Here is a 26,565-nt window from a genome sequence, read left to right as displayed (position 1 = left end):
AAGCTCACTCCTCTCTGTAATCCGAAAGCACATCTTTCAGCCTGTCCCGCGCCCTTTTCAGCCGCGAGACCACAGTTCCTTTCGGCAGGCTGAGTATACGTGCTATCTCCTCTGTTTTGTACTCCTCATAATAGTAAAGATAAACGATGGCTCTGTATTTTTCGGGAAGCTTATCTACCGCCCGTTTCACATCAAGTTCGGCTTCAGTCCACCCGAATTCTGTTTTATGTACATCTTCCAGAGTGGAAGTGTGCTTCCAGCGGAATGACTTGCGAATGTCCTTGCATCGGTTTATAGCCGTACGAAGCAGCCACGCTTTAAGATGTTCCGCTGTTTCGATATCAAGTGTTTCGCACATGGAGAAATACTTCATCAGCACATCGCTGACTACGTCTTCGGCTTCATGCGCATCACAAAGATATGCGTAAGCAGCACGATAGATATGGTCGGCATAATTATCAACCACTTCTTCTATGCTCATCGTCATCTTTTCACCTCCCCGCGGATAATTTTGAAAGCTTTCACTTATAAAACGAATGTCATAACAGTTTGATTGCATTTTTATAAAAAAATTTTCAGCGACCATCTCAAATAAATAAGAATGGTATCTGCAAAATGCTTCATCAGTATTTATTATAGCATACGATCGTATCATTATCAAGATAGATCATTTTTTCACAAGCCACAGTTTCTGCAGTGTCATCGGTATTTGATGCTCGAAAAGCAGCAAAACAGAAATATTTATCGAATTGTACAATACATATAATTAGATTTTGTTTATATGTTAAAATTGTAGTTGTTTTTCATAATTAAATATTGACATTTTCCGGAATACGTGTTACAATTCTATTATTGAAAAAACACTTAAAGTATAAATGCGATATATTTAAACACGTAAAAAAGATCATTTGATGTTATCGCATAATTCCCGGGAGGTGAACAGTTCTGATTATTTTTGACCAAATGCAGTTCTGTTGAGTAATGCATTAGGTCTTTTATTCATTCTTAATATTAGTATAAGTTATATACCGTAAATGCCAAAAGCCCGTATCAGTACGGAATATAACTTTAAACAAAACACTGATCCGGGTTCGATACAACTATGACAATCAACGAATATTTCAAATCTATCAAAACAAACAAAGCAAAACTACGCCAGTTTATAGCAGCAATGCCCAAGGGCGGTGATCTTCACAACCATCTGACCGGTGCTGCTTATGCAGAACTGTACTTCGAGATCGCCTGCAAGAAAAAATTATATGTTGACTATTCTACAGGAAAATTATACACTTCAATGCCTGATCCGAGCACAGTTAGTGACATCTCCAAAGTCAAACAGCTTCCGCCTGACCCTAAAGATCTGCACGAATCACGCATGAAACTTATCGACAAGTGGAGCATCCGCAATTATCAGCCCTATAAGTACTCGCTGGGTCCTGATGAGTATTTCTTCTCCGAGTTTGGTATGTTCGGTGCTGCAGCGTCAGATGATGATCTGCCTGATCTTCTTCACGAGGCAATGTTAAGAGCAAAGGAAGAGAACGTTCAGTATCTTGAGATCATTGGTATTTCTCCGAAAGCACCTGACTATGCAGGACTAAGTGAAGCGGACTATAATGACTTTAACAGCAAATTCATAGATCTCTGCGATCGTTATAATGATTATCCACCGAATATGCAAGTAGCGTTAGAAGATCTTTCCAGAAGGGTCGTTGATATCTTTAAATCTACAGGTTGCCTGAACACCAGCATAGATAATTATGTTGCAAGAAATGTGGCACTGGCAGATGCAGGACGTAATGCAGATGGCTGCAGCAAATTCCTTACCAGCAGATTTGATACCGCACAGGTCACTGCAGATGACGTAGTGTTCAGATTCCAGGGCTATGCATCACGCACAGGTGATCCTGTAATGGTACTGGCTCAGCTGTATATCGTTTATGAAGCAATGACTAAAATCCCTGATATACTCGTAGGCTGCAATTTTGTTGCCGCAGAGAATTCTGAGAACTCAATGCGTTTCTACAGAGCACATATGGCTATGTTTTATCTGATGCGTACTATGTATACCAAAGCTCCGAATACTGCTCTCCATGCAGGTGAACTTACAATGGGACTGATACGCCCTGAGCATCTGACCTATCATATAGGCGCTGCAGTCAACTATCAAAGCAACGCAACTACTTATATTTCCCTTGCAGACAGGATCGGTCACGGTGTGGATATTGCATTTGAACATAACAGCTTCAATATCATCAAGCTGCTGAAAGAAAAGAATATCGCTGTCGAGATCAACCTTACAAGCAACGAGTTTATACTCGGTGTTAAAGATGACACACATCCGTTTATGCTCTACAAGGATAATGAAGTTCCGATGGTAATCAGCACAGATGATCCAGGTATACTGCGTACATCTCTGACAGAAGAATTCACACTCGCTGTACAGCGATATGACCTTGACTATACCTTCGTCAAGAAGCTTACGGAAAACAGCATTGACTACAGTTTCCTTTCAAATACGGACAAAGAAGCTGTCAAGAAAGATTACCAGGATAAATTTATAGCTTTTGAAGATATGCTCGTAAAAACCCTTAACCTGACAAAGGAATGATCTAGCATTCGGTAATCAAAAAAATAAATGAGATAAACCCCTCAGAACAGTCACATAAAAGATGTGACCTCTAAGGGGTTTATTATATGTATCAGATAAAAACCAAACTTATAAATTACAGGAAACGATCAAATCATTTAATAGCTGTACCACCTGTCAGCGTACCGCCGTATGCAGCAGGCTGTGTCTGGTCAAGCTGCTGGAAATATGTGGTGTTACTGAGTGTTCCGCCTGTAAAGAATGATGCACCAATGGTTTCACTGCCACCTGCTTTAAGCTGACTTACTGCCTTGTCAACTATAAATGATACTATTACCTTACCATCGTTGCCTACAAGCGAAAGTCTGGTATTAGAGCTTATATTGGAAGAAGCTGTGACCGAAGCGGTCATATTACTGCCGCCCATGCTCATTCCTCCCGAAGGACAATTCGATATCCATGTTCCGCCATTTACGATTATAGAGTTGCCTTGATCTCCGCAGTCAAACGGCTCATTTCCGTTTGATATTATATAACCGCCGTTTATCTCGATATTACCGTTGGAATCATAGCCATCATGGTCACCGTTTGCGGCATTTACTATAGCAAATCCCCCATTAAACTGAATTACATAATCTCCAGAACTGCTGCTGCCGAAGTTTCCTCTTCCCTGTCCCCATGGCATACCTGTGTTTACGCCTGATGCATCGTTTCCGCCTGCTGCGTTGTAGCCGTCATCAGTTGAGTTCACGATGACCGAACCACTGTTCTGATATATTTTCTCAGCCTCTATACCCTCATAACATTTCTCGGCATATATAACAATATCATCATAGCTTCCGTTCTTGTTACCGATCGTGAGATCGTGATCTGCATGGGCGGCATCATCAGCAGAGGAAAGAATGAGTTCTCCGCCTGAAAGGTACATACTTCCGCCGCAGTGAATGCAGTCATCTGAAGAATCAATCGTTATTTTACCACCGTTTACAACAATATCGCCAGCACTCTGCCATGTAGTACCTGCTTCGTCAAAAAGACCTACAGCCTTTATTCCCTTTGCAGAAATATCTGTCTTATTTGGATTTCCGTCCATACCGAAACCGCCGCCGGGTCTTCCGCCTGTGCTGACCTGCTGACTGCCGGCTGATGTACCTGTAAAGCTGCTTCCTTCATAAGTACGGATGTTCAGATTTCCTCCATTAATAACGACATACTGTTCGCCCGATATGCCGTCTGCATATGATTCTATATTTATCGTGCCGCCATTTACGGTGACGATACCCAGCTGCTTCGATGCTGAAGTTTCATCAGAAGTTGCTTTAATGCCGTCTCCCGACTTAGTTTTAACAGTAACATCAAGATTTGAATAATCTTGTTCATTGCCGTCATCTGATGCATTTCCGATAGTTACGCTGTCCTTGCCGCGTATTCCATCGTCAACTGCGTTTATTGTAAGGGTTCCGTTATATATCTTGATATCATCCTTGCCAACTATTCCGTCAGATGAGTTTCCATTTACAGTTAGCTTTCCCTTACCCTTGAATTTTAAATCGTCTTTGGAATATATTGCTCCTGTATCGCCGTCAGCATTCTGATAGTCTGTTCCGTCTGAAATGTAATTATCAGTTCCTTTTTTAACGCTGATAACGACCTCATCTCCTATAGATGATACATAGATCGGTGAATCGCTGGTATTGGTAAGGCTCATTCCACTGAGTTCCAGTTCAACTACGCCTTCGGGATATTTTGTCTTGTCAACATCAACAACTATCTGACCGCCTGTCATTTCACCTTTAACTGTGAAAACTCCGGGCTGAGTAATAGTGCAGATATTGTTTTCTATCTTAGCTTCGTTAACTGCATTCGTGGTCATGCCTGAGTCTGACAAAGTTATCATAAGGTCCTCAGTTACAGATGGCTGTGCAGTCCCGGTCTTTCCGGTGCTGAGATCTCCATTATGCATGAGGTACATTTTCAGTGCCTGTGCATCATCAGCAGTAACACCGTCTGCTTTGCCGTCACAGTCTGCATTTATCCAGCCCTGCTTAGTCAATGCCAGCGCACTTGTTCCGCCTAAGCCGAACCTATCGGGATCTTTCAGTGCTTTCATGATAAGTACTGCATCTGAAATATCCACAGTGCCATCGCAATTTGCATCTCCCGGTAATCCCGATGATGCATTTTCTGCTTCAAAGCTCATAACAGGAGTTGCTGTTAAAGCCAGGCAAACAGCTGAAATTCCTGCCAAAAACCTACGTAAACCATTGTTTTTCATAAACATCATTCTCCTTTTATATCGCTCATTCTTGTCAATTATAATATTGACAGTATCCATTATATCCGACCATGCTTAAATGAACCTTAAATTTATGTTGCGATATCAAAAAGCGGCACTCTCGATCCTGAGAATGCCGTTTACGTTATCTGTTTGATCATAGCTTAGCAAGTTCAATGCGAAATACACTGCCTGCTCCGACCTCCGACACAGCACTGCACAATCCGCCGTGCTGAGTGACAGTCTGTTTCACAATAGCAAGACCCAGTCCCGAAACACCTTTACCGCCACGCTGTCGGTTAGTATAGTATTTATCCCATATCCGTTCAAGCTCATCTGCTGGAATTCCCTCCCCGTGGTCGGCTATCTCGATGACTGCTTTGTTGTTTTCAGCTTTCAGAGTAACGCCTATCCACTTATCATCGCCAATATGACGCACTGCATTATCAATGAGATTATATACTGCTCTTGTAAGTCTTGATGAATTCCCGCGGACATGGATATTCTCTGCAACACTGCGTTCAAAGATATATCCGTCTTTTGAGAAAAGGCTCTCAAAGTTTTCCGTGACAGAATTTACAACTTCACTAAGATCGCAGTCGGTAAGGATATCTTCTGACTCCTTCATCTGCAGTTCGGAATATTCAAGTATCTCACCCACAAGAGCGGTCAGCCTGTCTGCTTCTCTGACGATGACTGCAACGTCCTCGGCACACTGCTGTTCGTCCTCATGAGATATATCACGTATCATCTCGGCATAGCCTTTTATCATAGTTAGGGGTGTGCGCAGATCATGTGATACATTTGCAAGCAGTTCGTTCTGAAATTCCTTGTTCTGTTTCAGCTTGCCGTCTGTCTTGTCGAGAGTTTCGTTCAACTCGTCAAGCTCGAAGCAGAAACCCTTGTGAAATTCTGTATTATCTGAGTTTTCTCCCAATGTATGCGCTTTATCATTGAGCTGAGATATCGGGCGTGAAAAGCTCTTTGAAATGAACAATGCAAGCACAAAACCTACGGCTACAGAGAGAAATGTTACGATAAGAAGCTGTATGCGGATTATACGGGCAGCCGAGCCTATCGGATTCAGATTTGTTCCAAGGTAGAGTATCGCCTTATCACCGTTATAGTCTATGTACTTGCCATAGAAATACATCTGCTCGGTCTTTAATTCTGCTTCTCCGTTTTCCGAATCGTAAAGGTCTTTGCGGAACTCATCAAAATTATCGGGAAGTTCTCTGTAATGAAATCGACCATATTTATGACCCTTCATCTGAGCGAAGCCGTCATTTTCATCAGATCCATGGTGTCCCTTTTTATATTCATCGGCAGAATAAAGTATATTTCCGTCTGTATCAGTGACATATACCAGTAATGAATTGTCCCTTGATATTTCATCAAGCTTTTCGGTAATATCGCTGTCAAATGCGATTATCTTATTAGCTGCGGATATGGTGTTCCTGATTATCATACCATTGTAAAAGCTTTGCAGAAATACTGTCTGCAAAAGCCATAGAACAGTAAAAATAACCGCGGTGAACAGCATGAAATATCCCAGCAGCTTTTTGCGGAATGTCCTGGCTTTATACTTCAAATTTATATCCCACCCCTCGAACTGTTTTAATGCAGTCACGGCAAGAACCGAGTTTACTTCTCAGCAATTTGATCTGCCAGTCAACTGTGCGGTCAACTCCGAAGCTGTCATATCCCCAAACTTCGTTTAGTATCTGATCGCGGGTGAGTACTATGCCGCGATTATTCACAAAAAACATCAGCAGAGCGTATTCCTTAGCTGTTAATTCGTTTCTTGTTCCGTCAACTGTCACAGTAAGCCCGAAGGTATCTATCTCCATACCTCCAATATTTACGATACCGCTGTCATTTTCTGAAACATCGGTCTTGCTCCGATTTATCACAGCTTTGATACGAGCCATAAGTTCCCTGGGTGAGAAAGGCTTTGTAACATAATCGTCAACACCTACCTCAAAGCCGAACAGCTTATCAAACTCTGTTCCGCGTGCAGACAGCATGATAACCGGAATATCCTTGAACTCCTTTATTTTCTTACAGGCTGTAAAACCGTCGGTATCGGGCATCATGATATCCATAACTATAAGGTCGAAATCTTCTTTCCGACAGATATCTATAGCCTGACTGCCGTCTTCAGCAGTAACGACTTCATAGCCTTCACGTTCTGCATAACGGCTTATCAGTGTGATTATATCAGGCTCATCATCAACGATAAGTATTCTTGACACAGTGCACCTCCTGAAATAGTATTGTAATCATTATACACGAAAAATGCCCCTTTGTAAAGCTTCAAGGGAGCATTTTTCCGATATGTCAGCCACAGGCTCGGGATATTTGAATCGTGGGAAGCCTCAGCTATGGGTATCAGAAACCCCTGTGTTTTCCGCCGCCCATTCCGCCTCTCATACCGCCGCCCATCATGCTTTGTGGTATCTCCGAGACTTCCTGTCCGTTGACGATGATAGTTCCACCGTTGAATTCAGCAGTTTTATCGTAATCGAAAGAGGACATCTGTGCGGTGACATTTATAGTTCCGCCGTTAACAAAGATCGAACCGTTTGAGTCGATAGCATCAGTATCGCCCTGACCTACTGCCACATTAATATCTCCGCCGTTTATTACTATAGCTGCTTCATAACTGCCGGAATTCGCTGAAGCGTTGATACCGTCATCGCTGGCATCTATTGTGATATTGCCGTCATTGATAAGTATATATGTAGCTTCAAGTCCCTCAGCGGCTGTTATATTGAGATCTCCGCTGTCTATCTGCAGCAGTGCACTAGCCTGGATACCATCGCTGACAGCGTTTATTTCAAATGATCCTCCTGTGATAGTTATCGTACCTTCAAGTTCATCATTTTCACAGTGGATACCGTCCTTATTTGAGGTGATATTGAATTTTCCATCACTTATGGAGATAGAATCATTCGCTTCAAATGCATCAAGTGCCGAACTTACATTGTATGTTCCGCCTGTGATCTTCATTTCGTCCTTGCAGGTAATACCGTTTCCGTAATCAGAAGTAACATTCAGCGTACCCGTACCGTTGAGGACAAGATCTTCTTTCGAGAAGATAACTGCATCGGTATTGGTTTCACCGTCTGCTGTAAACTCTCCGCTGACTTTAAGTGTATTTTCGCTTTCTGTAGTGGTAACAAATACCTTGTCTGCTGAAACAACGTATATTGCAGGGAAGTCGTTATTGGTAATGCTTACTCCGTCAAGTACGAGCTGTACCTTAGCATTTTCGTCTGCATTGATATTTATGGTGCAGTTTTCCGCTGTGCCGCTGATGACATACACACCTTCCTCGGTGATATCTATCGTCTTGTTATCGGCAACGGCAATACTCTGCGACTCGCTTGTATCTGCGGTCTGCTCAAGGTCACGCTCGGTGAAGATCTCATCAGATGATGTATTGTATGAAAGCTCTGCGATCTTTTCGGTGATGATCTCTTTTGATGTTTCAGCGTTTGTTTTGTCCGTAGATGTGATATTTCCACAGCCTGCCATAGAAGCAACGATAACAGCTGACACTATAATTGATGTTAAATAAGTCTTTTTCATAAAAGCACTTCCTTTCGGTTATTGAAACTTGTTGTTTGTTTCTATGATCTAATGATACATGATCTCTATGAGAAGATAAAGGAGTGAAAGTGGAAAGTCGGGCTTTTAATGTGGAATCATAGTCGTACTTTGTGATAGTATTGTGAAAAAAGTCCCGACAATCAATAATGACTGTCGGGAACACGGTTCAAAAATATTCGGGGTCATTTATGCTTCGGTACTTTGTTCCGAAGACTTGCCTGCTTTCTTTGCGGGACGGGTTTTTGAACTGCCTTCCGTACCTGATCCGCTGTGTTTATGGCCTTTCATCAGTTTTACGATTTCAAGTTCAGCATTTTCATTGTATCCAAGCTTTATTATATCGCCCTCACTGATGTCTGATACTGAAGCCTCTGCACCCTTTCTGCTGACGGTAATGTTATCAGTGACAGTCACCGTAACGGTAGTGCCGTCTTCAGTAAAACTGTCGCGATGTCCGCCTTTGCCTTTATGACCTTTGACTTTTGTTTTGATCTTCTCGGTCTGCTGTTCATCTGTGGAAGATGTTTCATCGGACTGCTTTTTCTTTTCCTTCACATCCGAAGTTTCCGAAGATTTTTCCGTTTTGGTAAAATCTCCGAGGGCAACAGTTATTTCGCTGCCATTCACCGCAGTTACCTTTCCGAACTTAACGTCAGTATTTTCTGACTTGCTGTTCTCCTGTGTAACAGCTGCAGCTGAACCTTTGTTCTGCTCTGCACTTACGCTGACAGCAGTCATGGTCGATGCTGCCATTACCAAAGCACAAATGCAGGCAGCGGATTTTGAAAATGATCTCATAGTGTTCACGTTCCTTTCTGTTTTGTGTCCGGAATTTGTTTCCGTAGCTATATAGTACAGCACAAATCTGAAAGGATAATAGAATCAATGTGGAATAGCGGACATAGTTCGTGGAATTATTGTATGTTTTTGTGATGGATATGTGAAACATCAAGCTATAAATCAGGAGCAATTATAATACTCTCCATCGTTAATGAACAAAAGAAAACCCGTTAATACAGCGTTTCCGCTATATTAACGGGAATTTTTAGTTGGTGCGCCAGGAGGGACTCGAACCCCCGACCTACTGGTTCGTAGCCAGTCACTCTATCCAGCTGAGCTACTGGCGCTCAATCAACTCTAATATTATAGCATTATATAGGCGTGTTGTCAATAGGCAAAATGCAGTTTTACAAATTATTATATATTCATTTACTTTTCATTCATAAAGTTCTTTGTAGCTTTCAAAACAGATGTCTGCATCCTGCTGCATGATCTCCCTGCTTTCATCGCTAAGGTCATCAAGACAAGCTGCTGCAGTAAATCCGCCAAGCTTTGCACCGTGTATACCCTCTGGCAGATCTTCAAACACTATGGTATCATCAGAGCTCTCTCCAAGCCTTTCGCAAGCAAGCTCATACACATCAGGAAAGCCCTTGCCGTGCTCAACTTCCTCGGTAGTGGCAAAGCTGTCAAACAAAGAGTAGACCCCAAGCCTTTTCAGCACAGGCTCATAAAGCGACGCTGAGTTTGCTGTGGCAAGCCCCAGCTTTATCCCCTTTTCGGAAAGATACCTGAGAAAATCAGCCGCACCGTCAACCTCACCGATGATATGTGTATATTCGTATACTGCCATTTCATGCCATTCCTGCATTATGCTCTCAACACTGTCTTCCAGCCCGAGAAGTTCTTTGGTGTACACAGCTGCAGACCTGAAATTTTTAGTGGATACAGCACGGCAGTAATCATCGGGGACTTCAAGCCCCCGCTTTCTGAAAAACTGCCTGTCTATCTCGCTCCATACTCCTTTTGAGCGTATGAGCGTTCCGTCAAGATCAAATACTGCAGCCTTGAATCCTGTGATATCCATATCAGAAACCTATCTTTGCGGTGATGCCCTTTACGCTGACACCTTCACCCACACTTATGGGCAGCTTCTGCTCCTCTGAAAAACCGATGGTCTCGCCGTCTTTCAGTTCAACATCCTCACTCAGAACATATTCCTCGATGGAGAACATAAATCCGACCACCTGATCAGGCTGCTGCTTACTATCGATGATCTCCATCTCGTTCTTACCAAAGAAGGTCATTCCCTGTGTGAATGCACAAAGACCGTCTTTAGCAAGATACATACCTGTATAAAGAAGTATAGGTACCGGAAGCTCACCGTTTTTTATCGTTTCTGCAAAATCAATATAGAACTTCTTCTCGTATACTGTGGGATTCTTGTATATACCAATTGCGTTGTCAAGTTTTAGCAGGCTGTAAGCTATCTTCGCAAAAAGGATAGCCTGTTCCATAGCATCGAACTTGTTCATTACCGCTACCATGACGTGAGCCTGATGCTTTGCAACTTCAGCGGCACCGTCTTTCCAGAGAATATTATTCTTAGCACATTCCTCTGCCTCATTGTTGGGTACAGGGTTCGGCATAAGCGAACAAGCAACTACCATACCTTCGGTGTGGAATACTATGGCGTTATCCTTGACCTCGTCTTCGCCCTCGGCTTCTATGCCCCAATCCTCTTTCAAAGATTTTCTGAACCTTGCCCAATCCATGTTGGCATCTTTATAGAGGACAAATCCTGCAAGAACATTTCCCTCTTTTTTCTCGTTGTTTCCTGTATTTTCAGCCATTGTAATTACCTCCGTTATAGATTTGCAAATGGGGGTGTACCCCGTTCGGATCATCTTTTAGATTATAGCATAAATTTCTTAAAATGTAAAGACACTGTGAGATATATTTGCTCATATCCGTTCAGAACATTTTTGATAATACCGTTTACAAATACGTACGGTATAGCCATTTTTCTTTACAGCTGACAATGTTTACCGTGAAACACGCTTCCCTCAATCACCTTGTACGTGACGTGACGCGTACCCGCGCGAGGGGAAACAAACTCTCCGCTACAGCTGACAATGGTTACCGAGAAACATTCTTCCCTCAATCACCTTGTACGTGACGTGATGCGTACCCGCGCGAGGGGAAACAAACTCTCCGCTACAGCTGACAATGGTTACCGAGAAACATTCTTCCCTCAATCACCTTGTACGTGACGTGATGCGTACCCGCGCGAGGGGAAACAAACTCTCCGCTACAGCTGACAATGGTTACCGAGAAACATTCTTCCCTCAATCACCTTGTACGTGACGTGATGCGTACCCGCGCGAGGGCCGAGAATGTAATATTTGTTTTCATTTAGTCCATTGACTTCACTCATTAATTGTGATAAAATAAAATTAGAATTTGGATTATTTTAATACACTATAAACAATACACGAGGAGGCCTATATCGTGAACAAAAACAATATAAAAAGGATCACTGCTGTTATTGCTGCTCTTTGCATGGCATTTACTTCCATACCCACATGGGCAGCAACTCAGACCGACCCGACCATGATAGACTATGACCAACGCGTACAGGCAAACTGGGAGGACTACATAAAAACCGTAGGCAAAGCTGCACTTGCCTATCAGACCTCCCCGATTGATATAAGCGGACTCAGACTCAGTACAAGCAAGATAGGTGACTTTCAGCAGGCTGTCCTTGCAAATTACCCTGAACTTTTCTACTGGAAGAAATTGCAATACTATACAAACGGTTCATACGTTACTTCTATAATCCCTATCTACTCCTACGATAAAGATACGAGCATGAGTATGCTCGATGAGTTCTACAATGAGGCTGATAAGTATCTGGCTCTTGTCAACGATGATATGTCAAACTTTGAAAAGGCACTGGTGCTCCACGATGCCCTCGTCAGCGATGTGGCTTATGAGTATCCCGATGTTGCCAACAAGCAGACCTACAGCTTCATGATAGAGAAGATAGGCTACTGCGACCTTTATTCAAAAGTGTATGCATATCTGCTTTCTCAGTGCGGTATACGGTCAGAGATAATATTCTCCGACAGTATGAACCATCAGTGGCTTAAAGCCGAGCTTATACCGGGCAGATACTTCAATATAGACATAACCTGGAATGACCCCACTCCCAATATCAACGGTCAGGTATTCCATACATTTTATGCCCTAAGTGATACAGCATTGAAAAACGACGGCAAACACTCTGACTATGATACGATCTATCCCGATGACACCTATTTCGATAACTCAGGAATAACTGATCTGAATACCGCTATAGTCGGTCTGAACGGAGGACTATATGCCATAGATGAAAACAAGAAGCTGGTCAGGCTCGACATCCAGCTTGGCGAAAACAGCGGCACTCTGAAGAAAACGACCGTTGCCGAGCTGAAAAACATGAGATGGTCTGCCGGCGGCTACAGTTACTGGATAGGTATATTTACAGCTCTTTTCAAGCATGGTGACAAGCTGTATTACAATACCCCAGATTCAATATGCTGGATCGACCCTGCGACCTCTGAAACAGGCGTGCTGGTCACCCCTGAAAAGCCCTCCGGCAAAAGTATCTACGGCTGTTATATCAAGGACGGGATTGCATACGCCGTATACAAGTCATCTCCCAACGACAGCAGCGGAACAATTTATACAGCAGTATACGACTTCGGTGATGAACCATATACTTCTCCTTCACATGAACACAGCTACGGAGATCCTTCATGGACATGGTCTGATGATATGACAAGTGCAACAGCCACATTCAGATGTAAAGACTGCACAGAGAACCATACCGTTGAAGCAAGCATAGAGTCATATAGTGACAGTTTTGGAAATACGCACTATACTGCCTCTGTGGAATTCGGCAGAAAGGTATACAAAACCAGCAAGACCGTTTATCTGTGCTCCCTTACTCTGCCTGAATCAATGGAGGTTGTAAGTTCAGATAAGCCTGCAGTAAACGGCAAATATTATGAGGGAACAAAGGTCACGATAAGGGTGCGTGATGAATACGAAGTAACAAAGATCTCCTTTATAAATATATCCAATTACGAATGGACTGATGACAATGACCTTGTAGTGACCATTTCGATGGGTGATGCTGTCATCGATACAGATTATAAAATAGTCACAACAGTTATTAACGGATTCAGTGTTTCACTTGGAAGCCAGCTGGGATTGAACGTATACTTCCAACCCGAATATGACATCATCGATGACGGGTATATTATTATAAACGGAAGCAGCGGCGTGGAAAAGATCCCATTATCAAAACTTTCACACGATGAGAAATACAGATACAGAGTCACTTACCTGCTGCCGCCTAAGGATATCAACGAAAAGGTAAACATAAGCTTCTGCTACGGCAACGGTAATACCACCGAGTTCTCGCTGCTGAACTACACCCCCTATGTAAGAAGCTTTGATTACTCCCCTGTTGAATATCTTGACAAGCTGAGCGAAAACAGCAACGAAAAACTCGCTGCACTGGCTGACGCTTTAAAGGTATACGGCAACAATGCCAAAGCCTTCTTCGACGGCACCACATCCGCTGAAACTGTTACAGGGCTTACATCTTACGATGTAAGAGACTTTGCTTCAAGTGTGAGCAACGGCAATAAAACAACGTACTACGGTCAGTCGCTGCTGCTTCGTTCAGAAACAGCATTAAGGCTTTACTACAAAGGCGATGTTTCCTCTTGCACTGTAAAAGAAAACGGTAACAGAAACGTCGAATTTGTTACAGGCACAGCACAGGGTATGAATTACGTGGAGATCCCCAATATCACAGCTAACAAACTGGAAACAAAATACACTGTTACGCAGGCTGACGGCGGTAAAGTTACTGTAAGTCCCATGACATATGTTTATGAAACTCTGCTTCGTTATGAGAAAGACAGTACCTATTCACAGCTTTGCAGTACTGTGAGAGCACTGTATAACTATGAAAAAGCTGTACAGCAGTATATAAGATCATAACATACTCCCGTAAGCGTTTTTCTCATCGCTTACGGGATATTTTTGCTATAAAGATCTCACAAAAAAATGAACTGTATGCAAAGATATGAACAAACATATCAGATCAGAAAATCAACAAATAATATTAAATCAACACTTGATTAATTTTAAAACAAATGTTATACTTATATAAGTAAATTATTTACAAGGAAGGTGGAAGCCTTGATCAATATAGCAATATGTGATGATGAAAAGATATGTATAGATACACTGCTTAATGATATTACTGAGATCTACGGAGATACAACTCGCTTTCATTTCAGGTCATTCAACAGTGGTGAGGATATAATTTCAAATTTTACCAGAGGTCAGTTCGATATTATTTTTATGGACATTGAAATGGCTGAGATGGATGGTCTTAAAACAGCCGAATACATCCGCTCACTTGACCGCAACGTTATCCTTGCATTTCTTACCAATTATGAAAAATTCGTTTATTCAGGATATGAGGTAAACGCTTTCCGCTATATTCTTAAAGATCAGCCGCGACCCATATACATAAAGCAGATAAAGGATACAATAAATGAATACAACAGAAAACTGAAGTATATCACCATATACAGTAATGATGTTCTTCAAAAGCTTATGATAGATGATATCTACTACATCGAGGTATACTCACGTGAAATAATCATACACCTTGCAGATAAATGCCACAGGACAACAGGCAAGCTCAAGGATTATGAAGACACTTTCAAAGGTATGTATTTTGCAAAGCCTGACAGAAGTCACCTTGTAAATGCAGCGAATATAGATTTTGTAGAAAAGGACAGACTGCTCCTTAAAAACGGTGAGCATCTTTATATAAGCCGCAGGCACTACAAGGATATAGTCGAAGCTTTTATTGAATACACGAAAAGCAGGTGCATATAATGACAGGTAATGAGATCATAGCTGAGCTGCTAAACAATACTGCTGAATCTGTGATAATAGTATTCTTTTTATTCAACATATTCAAAGGGAAATACTATCATGGTTCAAAAGGGATCGCTTTAATGATGTTGATATCAATATCTGCATTTTCAGCCATATCCTTTTTGATGCCTGTACCGTTGCTGAATCTTGGAGCCACTCTGCTCCTGCTTGTTATGACCACACGGATATGGTTCAACGTAAACCTTATAGAACGGGTATTTTATTCGGTGATGTTTATCGTGATAGCGCTGGTATCAGAATTTATACCCATAGCCGTACTTCATATGCTTGACCTGGGTACGCCGATGGATCAGCTTTCTTCGGGCAAGGGACGGTATATCGGTATGATAATATCAAAAATACTCATGTTCTGGCTTTCGGTGTATGTCATAGAATTCCTGAAAAACAAGACCCGCAGCATACCTCTCAGGAACTGGTTTGCGATAGTGCTTACGCCACTGTTCAGCATACTTATCCTGTATAGTATGTTTGACCCGAATCGCGAAGGTGCAAAAGACTCAATAATATTTATCGTATCTGCTGTGGGGCTGCTAACCCTGAATCTTTTTGTATTTGATTTCTTTGATGTATACGCAAATCAGTTGAAAATGGCACTGATGGAGCAGCAGCTGAAAAACGATGAAGAAAACTACAAACTGATAGAAAATAAGTACAATGAGATACGCACACTGAGACATGATTTCAAAAATCAGATCGCCGTTGCAAACGATATGTTTGAAAAAGGCAGGACCATTGAGGCAATAAAACATCTGAACGATCTTCAGGACAGGCTTTCCGAATCAAGTGGTGTATGCTATACCGGCATATCCTCCGTAGACTCCATCGTTAATCTGAAATGGCAGGAGGCTTTGAAACGCGGTATTGATTATGTTACACAGATAACAGTTACTGATAAGATCGAACTTGATGATCTTCAGCTGTGCAGGATATTTGCAAATCTTCTTGACAATGCGATAGAGGGCTGTGAGAGGTATCACGGCGAGGATAAATTCATAAGCATAAGGATAAGTCAGATAAACGGCAACCTGCATATAAGCATCTCAAACTCATCCAACCCTGTAGATGTAAATGATCTGCGCACAGAAAAAAGCGATCTGTCCTCTCATGGTCTTGGTATAGGCAGTATCAGGAAAGCGGTCGAGGAATTGAACGGTATCATAAAATTCAAATGCGAATGTGAAATCTTCTGTGTGGACATAATAATAAAGTATTAACGCCATGTCACTTCACGCACTAAAGGACACACTTCATGCAAAAGGAATTGAAAAATTTTATCAAACACGCTATACTTATGTCAGGCGGTGAAAATAAATGATCTCCAGGCTTGCAAAAAGATCAGCGTGTTTTTTTATTGACAATAATATAATCAAGGCAGAGGACGAGGATGTTTATTCATACGGCATGGAACTTCTGCTTTCGACTGTACTTAATCTGATCATATCATTAACGATAGCGTTGCTCACAAGATCATTCCTGCCATGTCTGATAAATCTGGCTTCATTCATGACACTAAGAGTAAACGCAGGAGGTTATCACGCGGATACTCATCTGAGATGTTCAATTCTGCTGATGACTGTTATGCTGATATTCGTATTTACAGTTAAATATATTCCTGAAGCTTCAATGATGATCGATTCAATGCTCATGCTTATACTGTCAAACATCATTATCATTCTGCTTTCACCGGTCGAGCATCCCAACAAACCACTGAGTGCTGAAAAGTGCAGAAAGCTGAGAAACAGTTCGGTGATATGGGCAGGGATATGGACACTGTTCTGCATAGTTACAATAACAGTGAACGTGAGGCTCTGCTTTTATGCGGCATCGGGAGTATTCACCGTTGCTGCAGCTATGATTGCCGAAAGCTCCAAAAATAAAAAAAGAAAAACAAAGATTCGCTGAAATCAGGTTGATATAAAATACGTCGGTGATCCTCATGATCGCGTGATATGAGGATAGATATATAATTTCAGAAGGAGTGAAAGAACATGAAAATTTGGAAAAAGATCATGGTAAGTTCCGGTTCGGCACTGGCAACACTAGCTTTATCACTTGGCGTATCAAACAGCAAGAAAGCCTGCATATTCTGGTATCATCAACCAAAGGAGCCGGATGGTATCAGTAAATTCAGCAAATAACATTATACTATTTTTGATTTCCCCATAACCCCATTAGCAAGATCTGTCATTTAAAACAGCGGGCAGCTTCATAATGCTATCCCGCTGTTTTGTTGGCAGGTGCTAAAAAAGTTATGTTTATACCTACTTGAAAATTGTGAAAACCATCGCCTGAGCTGCAGATAAATATGCTCAGGCGATGGTTTTTTACAAGCAGGATAAGAAAAGCTGCGCAGCCGTTTTTACGGTCACGCAACCTTTACTTTTATATGATAGTTTTATTCTGAAGGCTTACTCTGTTCTGAGTGCGATGACAGGATCTTTCTTCGCCGCGATACGTGACGGGAACAGACCTGCTATCAATGTGAGCAGTACGCTTATAACAACAAGTATAATGGCTGCTGCATAAGGTATTGAAGCTCTCATAGGAACAGTTGTAAGGTGTGCGATTATCATATTTATCGGTATGGTGAGCAGATAAGAGATACCTACACCCAGCGCACCTGCGATAAATCCGACAATGACTGTTTCAGCATTGAATACACGGGAGATATCGCGCTTGGAAGCACCGATCGAACGCAGTATACCGATCTCCTTCGTTCTTTCAAGTACGGAGATATAGGTGATGATGCCTATCATTATAGATGATACTATAAGTGATATCGCAACAAACGCTATCAGCACATAGCTTATAGCATTGATTATTGAGGTAACCGAGGACATCATAACACCAACTATATCGGTATACTCTATCTTGTCAGCGTCCTCAGCCTGATCGTTGTAATCATCTATAAGATCGATTATGCGCTCTTTAGAAGCAAAATCCTTTGGATAGATGTTTATACTGCTGGGATTTTCCAGTGTTGCATAGCCGAGTACCACCAGATTCGCATCATAGGTAGTATTAGAGTACTTGCCGCTGTTAGCCAGCTGATCAAGGTTCTGCTGAGTAGTTTCTGATATCATTCCCTGCATCATAGCAAGCTGTTCTTCGGAAAGGCTTGCAAGAAATTCCTTCTGTGCGTCAGTAAGACCTTTCATAAGATCTCCTCCGCCGTTCATAAGAGCACCCATATCAAGACCTGACATAGCATCCATGCCCATATTTGTTAGGTCTTGTACCTGCTGCTGATCACCGCCCTGTGCCATATATGCGGCTACCTCCTCCTCGGTCATACCCTCGGGGATCTGTCCTGCCATAAGTGCGGCGAGCTGTTCGTCGGTAAGCTTGGGCTGCTGTTCAGAAGCTGCGGGTACCTCGGAAGACATCTGTGACATCAGCGCTGCGAATTCTTCGTCGGTCATGCCTTCGGGCTTCTGACCTGCCATAAGTGCAGCCTTCTGCTCTTCTGTCAGCTGAGGTGCTCCGCTGTCGTTATCCTGAGTCTTTTCAACAGTTTCAGCAGGGGTAGGCTCCTGATCGCTGTTTTTATCCTCATCAGGCTCAGTATCATCTGTCTTGAATTTCAGACCTGTAAAAACGTCGATATCTGGATTTGCCTGCTGCTCCTTGATGATATCACTGTTCTTGACTTCATTGACAAGATACTCCATAAGCTCATGCTTATAGGCGATACCGCCGTTGAGGGAGGTAGCTGCTGCATCCTCGTTAGGTCTTATAATTCCGACAATGTTTACCTCAAGACCATTATTGACTACATCTGTCATATAATCGTAGTCGTTCTTCATATCCTCCCACACACCGTCTTTCTTGCGGTAGAAATCAGTAGTGGGAACTACCTTGAATTTCAATTTCAGAAGTTCATCATAGGTATAGCTGTGCTGTTCGTTGCTCAGCTTTACTTCCTCGCCGGTTATGGCTCTTCTGACGATACCGTTCAGTTCAGTTGAGTCCAGCAGACCAAGCGAGTAAAGGATATAGTCATTTATCTCGTTGTGCTTATCAACTATCAGCACAGCTTCGCTGTACTTCTCAGGCATACGTCCTGCGATGATATCATATTGGGACTTGAGCAGTTCATCGTTGTCGATCATTTCTGTCCAAACATCCATGCCGCCCATTGAGCTGCCCATAGACATACCCATCATCTGTGTTTCGCTGAGATAACCCATATCCATAAGCACCTGAGATGGGTTTACCTGATATGCGCCATCGGATGTATCAGCCTTGAACACGTTGAGGGTAGTAGCGTAACCGTACTTTATATCGCTGGTAAGCTTCTTGATCTCATCATTATTATCAAGGAATGTCTTGAACTTTTCAAGATTGTTGACCTTGGTCTCCTGCATCATGGTATTTATCATTCGCGCCATCTGGTTCTGGGAGTAGACTTTATCCATATCATGATCGCGGGATGCCTCTTTGTCCTCCGCCATCATGTTCATTATCTCACCTATGCTTGCAGTGGTCTGCTCGATGGTCAGTGGGTAGGTCGAAAGTGTATCCGACTGCACCTGGTCGATATATATCTGTACACCGTTGGATATCGAAAGTATAAGTGCGATACCTATAATACCTATGGAGCCTGCAAAGGAGGTCAGCAGAGTTCTTGCCTTTTTGGTGAGCAGGTTGTTCCGGCTGAGGCTCAGCGCTGTCAGGAAACTCATGGATGTCTTCAGCTTCTTGCGCTCTTTCTTTTTCTCAGCCGCAGACTTTTCTTCCTTTACAGCCATAGCATTGTACGGATCGGAGTCATCTATTACCTTACCGTCAAGCAGCTTTATTATACGTGATGAATATTGCTCGGCAAGCTCGGGGTTATGGGTGACCATTATTATAAGCTTATTTTTGGAGATCTTTTTAAGTATCTCCATTATCTGTACGCTTGTTTCCGTATCAAGAGCACCTGTGGGCTCATCTGCCAGGAGTATATCAGGATCATTTACCAGTGCTCGTGCAATAGCCACACGCTGCATCTGTCCGCCTGACATCTGGTTTGGCTTTTTGTTCAGCTGATCGCCCAGACCCACCTGCTGGAGTGCTTCAACAGCACGCTTTCTTCTTTCTGACTTAGGTACACCTGAAAGAGTGAGTGCAAGCTCAACATTGGCAAGCACCGTCTGGTGTGGTATAAGGTTGTAGCTCTGAAATACAAAGCCTATTGAATGATTGCGGTAGCTGTCCCAGTCAGCATCCTTAAAATCCTTTGTGGACTTTCCGTTGATGTTAAGGTCACCACTGGTATACCTGTCAAGTCCGCCGATAATGTTCAGCAGAGTTGTTTTTCCGCAGCCCGACTGTCCGAGTATCGAAACGAACTCGCTCTCACGGAAATCGATACTTACACCACGCAGCGCCTGCACGGTAGTATCGCCTACGACGTAGTCCTTGGTTATGTTATTCAAACTTAACATAAATTACTTTCCCTTCTCTAATCTAACACTTTCAAGATTTCTGGCGTATTCACCGAGATTGCTTATCAGTTTACAGCTGACTTCATAGAATTTTACGAGATCCTCCTTCGGAATATTCGCAGATACCTCAGAAGATATTTTCAGGAATTCGGCTGAAAGCATATCACCGAGGATCCTGCCTTTTTCACTGGGGATATACCGCATTCCTCTCTGCTTATCCTTATCTTCGGGATTACGGATTATATATCCGTCATTCTGCATATCCGTCAGCATTCTGGAAATCAAAGCCTTATCGTAGCAGGACATCTCTTTCAGTTCAGTTGCCGAGCATCCGCCTTCGATACCGTTTATGATACCAAGACATACTGCCGATGAGATATTGAGTTCCTTTGATGCAGGGATACAGCTATATATCCTTGCAAACGAATGAGATTTCTGTATCATCAGTGCTGCCAGTTGTTCCAATAGCGATCTTTCCAATCTATCGCCCCTTTCTGTTAAAAGATATAAATAAGTTGATTAATCAACCTAACGAGATGAAGTATACCACAAACAAGTTGATTTGTCAACATCGCAAACGTTTTCATTTATGAACGTTTAGTAAATTATATGCAAATAGTCCGACAACATACATAAGTTGTCGGACTGAGTATTATTCCTTTTCACCGAGAACGGCTGTAAGCTGCATTATAAGCTCGCTGAAGTATCTGTCGCCTACCTCACCGACCCTGATTGGAGTTGAACGGTAGTGGTCAGCACCGGGACGGTGGAGTTCAAGCTTTCCGACGGTGACATCTTCACCCTCGAAATCGTAATTTACGATACTTGCTCCAGAGAATTCCAGTTCGGCATGAACGCCCTTGCTAACTGTCGTACCGTCTGGGAGGTTCTCGCGGCTGCTGATATCCTCTCGCCAGAAGTAGTTGAAGAATCCTGCATCCTCTGCGTAGCCCTTATACCAGCCTGTCTTTGTCAGCTTGCCTATGAGGGACAGACTGTTGAGTTCGATATTCTCAAAGCGTAGTATTTCGGTGGACTCTCTTTCCTCGTCGGTCATGGTGTATACCTTTCTGTCCAGCTGAGGGAAAGGCTGCTCTATCTCATAATCGGAGAGCTGTTCTTTCCATGCGTCTATATCTTCTTTGGTGAGTTCAAGAGGGTGAACAAGACCTATGGAACCCTCTGCAGGAAGTTCTGTTTCATCGTCATCAACTGTGTTGAAGCTTCCCTCCTCTGTGTAACGGAAAGACTGCGTCAGCTTGCCATCGGCATCGTAAAGTCCCCATATAAGACCTGTTGCGAATCCGTGCATAACCGCGTTCTTAACAAACAAAGCCTTCCAACCTTCGACCGTCCACTTTCTGTCGTTCATAAGTACGCTTTCAAGGCGGGATTTCTGGTTTGTAGCAACTGTTTTCAGCTGCTTCTTCATCTCCTTGAAGTCTGCTGATGCGGCGGCAGCTTTCTCGGCATCATCATTAGCACCGGGCTTGGGCAGATTCTTCACCTGCTTATCTCCGCAGAATATCTCAAGGGTATTACCTGTTCCGAGGTACACCTTGAACTGACGGGGACCGAAATCGAACTCGCGGCACATATTCTCATCAAAGCCGAGGTCGGGCACTATCTTGTCCGCAAGTTCCTCGGTGGTAAGACCCAGTTCCTTTGCGGCGTTGCTGAGTGCATCAGCGGCTGCAGAACGCACCATCTTGTTTTTGAACTTGCGTGACATACCGTCAACATTCATGAGTGCGGTGGTGCTTCCGCTGAGTGCCATTGCGCGTACAGCTTCAGAGGCTATCGCACCTCTTGAATTTTCACCACACTGCTTGATGTACTGCATAAGGATATCCACCATAGCCTCACCGCCGTGGATAGCAGCAAAATACAGCACATACTTGGTCTTAGCCTGTGCGCCCAGGTCAACCCATTTGCCGAAAACATTCTGCACAAAGGTGTTGAGTTCACGGGTGTTCAGGTTCTCCGCTAGGTTTTTGGCAGCTGTGCTTACACCAAGTTCGCTCATATTCGCGTAGCACAGTATCAATGCTTCAAGGTACTTCTGTTCAACTTCAACGCCCTCTGTATTGTGGACGGTGTAGTTACTGCCCTCAAATGCCCATGCGACTTTCTTAGCCTTTCCGCCCTTGGTAAGTTCTTCCACCATATCGACAGCTGAAAGGGGTGCTGCCGCTGATGCACCGTCGGAAGATACTGCCGCACCTATCAGTACAGCTATCTTATCCTTTATCTTAGCGGATTTTTCGCTTTCAAAAGCCGCTTCCAGAACTTCCTTATACTCGGCACTTCCCTGTCTTTCAATGGCTGCAAGTGCTATCTCACGGGAAGAAGCTTTTTTCTTTGAAAGAAGAGCGATGATATCATCTTTCCATTCGGGCTTGCTGCCGAGTATCTTGGCTAGAGCTGTTTTAACTGCCTTACTGCTGTCGTCGGTAGAAGCAAATATCTTTTCCTTGAATGTATCGGGGTCAGTGCCGTATGCCATAACGCCTATCTGTCTTGCAGTAGCGGAAAGCTTTGAAAGCTCGGCTTTCAGCAGAAGGTCTTTGTACTTTCCGGCCGCATCGGCTGTTTTTAGGATGGTATCATTTTTGCTGTCGTAGAGATTATCGATGTAATCGGCGGTACAGCTGAGTATAACATTCATTGGCAGACCTGCTGTAACAAGGCACTCAACGCCCTCTTTTGGGTGTTTGCCGAAATCAAGACCTGTTGCATCTCTCACCAGCCATGTCTTGCTGTATCCTCCGTTTATTGTCATCTCTGCCGCAAAGAAACGGCAGAAGAATTTATCCGCACCTATCTCGTGATAATAATCAAAATTAACACTCATTCTACTGTTCATCGGTGCATCCACCATTTTATCAAGAACTTCCTCTATGGGCTTGCTGCCCTTGACATATTCGATGATATCGGTTGCATCATCTAGGTGGGTATTGCTTACGATGTTGAGCGCCTTTTCAAGGATAGCGGCGTCAATATCGGGACAGGGCAGACCCAGCTTTTTGAGTATATCACCCATATACTTTATTGCGCTTACATCGGTCTCTTTTGTCATATAATAGGTGTACACTTCGGTGTGTTCCTTAGCCATATACTCAAGGTGAGGCAGAAGCGCTTCATCTTCACAGTATTGATCTACCAGAAATTTTACATAGCCGTTCTTGCGTGCTGTACTTTCTTTATCGAAGGAATCAAGAGCTTTGTAACACTTATTGCGCAGGACGATTTCAGGTGTCTTTGACATATCGGTCTTACATCTTTCCGTGAATTTATCCTTGACTTTGTCTGTGTATCTCAAACACTCAGCCAGCAGCAAGGTGTAGTCCCAGTTATCGTAATAGCGGCTTGGCTTTGGTATATTAAGTGATACCGCGTGATCGACTATCTTATTTATGATGACAGCATCCTTTTTCTCATCTGCTTTATCAAGTGCCATTGAGTACAGTATACTTGCAGCCCAGCTATTGGTTTCAAGGATAATATCTGCCAAAGCTGCCAGTTCGCCTGCGGAGTATTTGTCATATATAAATTCCTGATCGCTCGTTGTAACGACACCGATCATAGCTGAACCAGCCTCAGCATACAGCTTTGCCGTTTTTTCGCCCAGCCACGGAGTAAGATTTTCATAAAGGACATCGTAGAATTTTTCACATTCGTAGTCGTTGACTATCACCATCATGTCCGAAGTGCAGCTTGCGCCGAAGGCTGCCCACAGAAAGCATACGAACCTGCTGATCAGTTCGGGGTCACGCGGGCGTAAAATGGTGGTTTTTACTGTCTTTTCAAAATCAATTAAATTGCTTTTCGACTTGCCGTAGGCGGAAGTCATTTTTACTTCTTTCAGCAGGCTGTCATCACGGGGCGAGTCCATATCCATATATTTTACGAATATATCCTCGTTGGTGTATATCATTCCTATGCCCGTCAGCAGTTTGCCGAGCTTTGCCATGCTTTCAGAAACATCACCGTATATCATTTTGATTACTCCTTTCGTTTATGGGTATAATTCACGAATATCACCAGGCTGCATCTGCGACAGTGCGCTGATGGTCTGAAGTTTTTGTTCACCTGTTCTGATGTATGCCGAGAGCTTTTCCATGCTCTCCAGCATTTCACGGGCATCACCGCCCGTGCTGTGACGGAATGATGATGCGGTATCGATCACTTTTTCTGCCAGTTCAGCAAGACCTTTCATGCCGCAGTTTCCTGCATATTTTACCAGCTTTTCATCATCGCGTATCTCGGAGCGAAGTCCGCAGTGGACGACTGAACTCATCGTCTCCCTGAGTTTTGAAAACAGGTCAAGCAAAGTTTCGGCGTAGCCTGCATAGGCTGCTGCGTCCTCATATTTTTCGGGTAGAGTATAGCCGCTGCATTCAAAGGGTACGATGAAATCGTATATCTCAATGGGAAAAAGTGTCAGCTCGCCATCATCAATATTTGCCACCGCAAGCAGAGTGAAGCAGGTGTCCTTATCTGCCAGCATACGCTTGCCTATCCTTTCAAGGGTATCAATGAAAGCCTTGGTCTCTGCGCGGAATTTCGCCTTTATGTTTATATGACAGCCGTTGACATCTTCTATCTCCATGATGAACTGCTGGTCGTACTTATCATAGCGCTGACTAAGGCAGGCGGTGGGTCTTACAAAGAAAAGCCTGTCGGTCTCAAGGTCGCCCGCTGTATCAAGGGCTATGGCTATCTCCCTGAAATCGTCCTTTATAAGGTCGTATACCACAGGAGAATTAAGGCTGACCTTTGACTGGCTCACTACCCTTGTTTCGGACGATGTGGATAATTTATCATCGCTTATTTTCGCGTTGTGGAGAACGAGAGAATTCTTCATGAAAGATCTCAGCGGCACAGCAAGATCCCACGGGCATACAGCGGGGGCTCTGCGGCGTTTTTTTCCGCTTTCATAGAACACGGGTCTGAGGTCGGATACGGTCAGGAAGTTTCTGCCCGATGTTCTGTTCTCATCGAGAAAGTAGAATATCTCACCCACGTAATCTCCGATATCAACATCACGGGCACCTACGGGGATAAGAGAAAGATCGCCGTCAAGGGTGGTATACTTTCTTTTGAACTCACCGAGGTCGTCTTCGGTAAGATCTTTTTCTTCAAGTTCGCGGAGAAGCTCATCGCATTTTAACAGCCTTTCAGTAAATTTATCAAGGTCAAATGCTGCACGGCGCTCGATATGGTCCGAGAGCCTGCCGCCTATCTCACGCATGATCTTTTCTGCTGCGGCGGCTTTTACGCTGTGGCACTTCACGGCGGCGGCTTCTATCCTTGCAGGCATATCCGCAGGGGTGCGCACAAGTCCCTCTGCTATTATCTCAGCGAGAAGACCTCTGCACAATTCTGCACAGGCACGCACTTTAGCCCTGTCCTTTTCCGAGAGATAAATGGTTTCCGGTTCGGTTTCTTCCGGCTCGGGTGCGGGTATCTCTGCGGGTACAGCGGGAGTGTCCTCCGCTTTGTTTTCAGCCGCGGGAGTTTCCTGAACAGGTTCGGGGGCGGGTGCTTCATCGGCGGGGATAACCCCTTTCATCACCACAAGAGCTCCGACGATATGTCTGCATATCGCCCGTGACGGGCAGGTGCAGATGCTTTTATCAAGGGGTGCTTTTATCGTGACGGTCTCGCCGCCAAAGTCTAAAACAATGCCCTCATCGGTCTCGGTAAAATCGGAAGGTGCGCCTTCGGCATCTTTGCAGGCACGCTTGTATGTGCCTTTGTTAGCCAGTGCGATAAGAGTATCCTCATCAGCAGAGGCTATGAGTTTTCGTATTTCTTTAACTGCATCTGTCAAGTGC

18 protein-coding genes and 1 tRNA gene are annotated in these 26,565 nt (G+C 43.5%); 6 read left to right on the top strand and 13 right to left on the bottom strand.

The features are described 5' to 3' along the window. Positions 1-4: 4 nt before the first annotated feature. The gene (locus tag RUMAL_RS07875; protein WP_013498209.1) at positions 5-487 is read right to left on the bottom strand and encodes an RNA polymerase sigma factor; all 483 of its coding nucleotides are present in this window, start codon (positions 485-487) and stop codon (positions 5-7) included. A 615-nt stretch (positions 488-1,102) separates the two neighbouring features. On the opposite strand from RUMAL_RS07875, the gene RUMAL_RS07870 reads away from it, so the two are divergent. Beyond that, a complete protein-coding gene (locus tag RUMAL_RS07870; protein ID WP_013498208.1) occupies positions 1,103-2,611 on the top strand; it encodes an amidohydrolase family protein in 1,509 nt (502 codons plus the stop codon). Positions 2,612-2,744: 133 nt separating this feature from the next. Here the strand turns inward: RUMAL_RS07870 and RUMAL_RS07865 are convergent, their stop codons facing one another. From RUMAL_RS07865 to RUMAL_RS07830, 8 genes are all read right to left on the bottom strand, one after another. After that, positions 2,745-4,865 (bottom strand): carbohydrate-binding domain-containing protein, encoded by a 2,121-nt coding sequence (locus RUMAL_RS07865; protein ID WP_013498207.1) that lies wholly within the window; start codon positions 4,863-4,865, stop codon positions 2,745-2,747. Between the two features lie 157 nt (positions 4,866-5,022). Then, complete coding sequence (locus RUMAL_RS07860; RefSeq protein ID WP_013498206.1) at positions 5,023-6,456, bottom strand: HAMP domain-containing sensor histidine kinase; 1,434 nt, start codon at positions 6,454-6,456, stop codon at positions 5,023-5,025. Continuing rightward, entirely contained in the window at positions 6,446-7,120 is a 675-nt protein-coding gene (locus tag RUMAL_RS07855) for a response regulator transcription factor (protein WP_013498205.1), read from the bottom strand. The genes RUMAL_RS07860 and RUMAL_RS07855 overlap by 11 nt, the downstream gene beginning before the upstream one ends. A 136-nt stretch (positions 7,121-7,256) precedes the next feature. Next, positions 7,257-8,459: a carbohydrate-binding domain-containing protein gene (locus tag RUMAL_RS07850; protein WP_013498204.1), complete on the bottom strand. Its 1,203-nt coding sequence runs from the start codon at positions 8,457-8,459 to the stop codon at positions 7,257-7,259. A gap of 207 nt (positions 8,460-8,666) precedes the next feature. Further along, positions 8,667-9,278, bottom strand: coding sequence for a hypothetical protein (locus RUMAL_RS07845; protein WP_013498203.1), 612 nt, complete (start codon positions 9,276-9,278; stop codon positions 8,667-8,669). A 252-nt stretch (positions 9,279-9,530) separates the two neighbouring features. Then, positions 9,531-9,607: transfer RNA gene (locus RUMAL_RS07840), tRNA-Arg, on the bottom strand. Positions 9,608-9,696: 89 nt separating this feature from the next. Next, positions 9,697-10,347 (bottom strand): HAD family hydrolase, encoded by a 651-nt coding sequence (locus RUMAL_RS07835; RefSeq protein ID WP_013498202.1) that lies wholly within the window; start codon positions 10,345-10,347, stop codon positions 9,697-9,699. Between the two features lies 1 nt (position 10,348). Next, the gene (locus RUMAL_RS07830) at positions 10,349-11,113 is read right to left on the bottom strand and encodes a DUF4261 domain-containing protein (RefSeq protein ID WP_013498201.1); all 765 of its coding nucleotides are present in this window, start codon (positions 11,111-11,113) and stop codon (positions 10,349-10,351) included. Between the two features lie 658 nt (positions 11,114-11,771). Between RUMAL_RS07830 and RUMAL_RS07825 the strand changes: the two genes are divergently transcribed. The 5 genes from RUMAL_RS07825 (at position 11,772) to RUMAL_RS21310 (ending at position 17,431) form a co-directional block, all read left to right on the top strand. After that, a complete protein-coding gene (locus RUMAL_RS07825; RefSeq protein ID WP_013498200.1) occupies positions 11,772-14,318 on the top strand; it encodes a transglutaminase domain-containing protein in 2,547 nt (848 codons plus the stop codon). A 201-nt stretch (positions 14,319-14,519) separates the two neighbouring features. Beyond that, positions 14,520-15,230 (top strand): LytR/AlgR family response regulator transcription factor, encoded by a 711-nt coding sequence (locus tag RUMAL_RS07820; protein ID WP_013498199.1) that lies wholly within the window; start codon positions 14,520-14,522, stop codon positions 15,228-15,230. Beyond that, positions 15,230-16,507 carry a sensor histidine kinase gene (locus tag RUMAL_RS07815; protein ID WP_013498198.1) on the top strand — a complete coding sequence of 426 codons (1,278 nt, stop codon included), beginning with the start codon at positions 15,230-15,232 and terminating at the stop codon, positions 16,505-16,507. Before RUMAL_RS07820 ends, RUMAL_RS07815 begins: the two co-directional genes overlap by 1 nt. A gap of 97 nt (positions 16,508-16,604) precedes the next feature. Further along, complete coding sequence (locus tag RUMAL_RS07810; RefSeq protein ID WP_013498197.1) at positions 16,605-17,195, top strand: accessory gene regulator ArgB-like protein; 591 nt, start codon at positions 16,605-16,607, stop codon at positions 17,193-17,195. A gap of 86 nt (positions 17,196-17,281) precedes the next feature. Beyond that, positions 17,282-17,431: a cyclic lactone autoinducer peptide gene (locus tag RUMAL_RS21310; RefSeq protein ID WP_013498196.1), complete on the top strand. Its 150-nt coding sequence runs from the start codon at positions 17,282-17,284 to the stop codon at positions 17,429-17,431. 270 nt (positions 17,432-17,701) lie between these two features. On the opposite strand, the gene RUMAL_RS07805 is transcribed toward RUMAL_RS21310, so the two are convergent. The 4 genes from RUMAL_RS07805 to RUMAL_RS07790 form a co-directional block, all read right to left on the bottom strand. After that, on the bottom strand, positions 17,702-20,725 hold the full coding sequence (locus RUMAL_RS07805) for an ABC transporter ATP-binding protein/permease (protein WP_013498195.1): 3,024 nt from the start codon (positions 20,723-20,725) through the stop codon (positions 17,702-17,704). A 3-nt stretch (positions 20,726-20,728) separates the two neighbouring features. Beyond that, the gene (locus RUMAL_RS07800) at positions 20,729-21,205 is read right to left on the bottom strand and encodes a MarR family winged helix-turn-helix transcriptional regulator (RefSeq protein ID WP_013498194.1); all 477 of its coding nucleotides are present in this window, start codon (positions 21,203-21,205) and stop codon (positions 20,729-20,731) included. A 172-nt stretch (positions 21,206-21,377) separates the two neighbouring features. Next, positions 21,378-24,725: a DUF4132 domain-containing protein gene (locus RUMAL_RS07795; RefSeq protein WP_013498193.1), complete on the bottom strand. Its 3,348-nt coding sequence runs from the start codon at positions 24,723-24,725 to the stop codon at positions 21,378-21,380. Between the two features lie 18 nt (positions 24,726-24,743). Next, on the bottom strand, positions 24,744-26,561 hold the full coding sequence (locus tag RUMAL_RS07790; RefSeq protein ID WP_013498192.1) for a hypothetical protein: 1,818 nt from the start codon (positions 26,559-26,561) through the stop codon (positions 24,744-24,746). Between the last annotated feature and the right edge of the window lie 4 nt (positions 26,562-26,565).

Origin of the sequence: Ruminococcus albus 7 = DSM 20455 (assembly GCF_000179635.2) — a bacterium.
GTDB lineage: Bacteria > Bacillota > Clostridia > Oscillospirales > Ruminococcaceae > Hominimerdicola > Hominimerdicola alba.
The sequence above is the reverse complement of the archived record's forward strand: the minus strand, read 5'-3'. Positions and strand labels throughout refer to the sequence as shown.

Coding starts and splice junctions, on each gene's coding strand:
- RUMAL_RS07850 (WP_013498204.1), bottom strand. CDS start 8,459: ATGAAAAAGACTTATTTAACATCAATTATAGTGTCAGCTGTTATCGTT.
- RUMAL_RS07835 (WP_013498202.1), bottom strand. CDS start 10,347: ATGGATATCACAGGATTCAAGGCTGCAGTATTTGATCTTGACGGAACG.
- RUMAL_RS07810 (WP_013498197.1), top strand. CDS start 16,605: ATGATCTCCAGGCTTGCAAAAAGATCAGCGTGTTTTTTTATTGACAAT.
- RUMAL_RS07845 (WP_013498203.1), bottom strand. CDS start 9,278: ATGAGATCATTTTCAAAATCCGCTGCCTGCATTTGTGCTTTGGTAATG.
- RUMAL_RS07865 (WP_013498207.1), bottom strand. CDS start 4,865: ATGAAAAACAATGGTTTACGTAGGTTTTTGGCAGGAATTTCAGCTGTT.
- RUMAL_RS07795 (WP_013498193.1), bottom strand. CDS start 24,725: ATGATATACGGTGATGTTTCTGAAAGCATGGCAAAGCTCGGCAAACTG.
- RUMAL_RS07830 (WP_013498201.1), bottom strand. CDS start 11,113: ATGGCTGAAAATACAGGAAACAACGAGAAAAAAGAGGGAAATGTTCTT.
- RUMAL_RS21310 (WP_013498196.1), top strand. CDS start 17,282: ATGAAAATTTGGAAAAAGATCATGGTAAGTTCCGGTTCGGCACTGGCA.
- RUMAL_RS07805 (WP_013498195.1), bottom strand. CDS start 20,725: ATGTTAAGTTTGAATAACATAACCAAGGACTACGTCGTAGGCGATACT.
- RUMAL_RS07870 (WP_013498208.1), top strand. CDS start 1,103: ATGACAATCAACGAATATTTCAAATCTATCAAAACAAACAAAGCAAAA.
- RUMAL_RS07815 (WP_013498198.1), top strand. CDS start 15,230: ATGACAGGTAATGAGATCATAGCTGAGCTGCTAAACAATACTGCTGAA.
- RUMAL_RS07875 (WP_013498209.1), bottom strand. CDS start 487: ATGACGATGAGCATAGAAGAAGTGGTTGATAATTATGCCGACCATATC.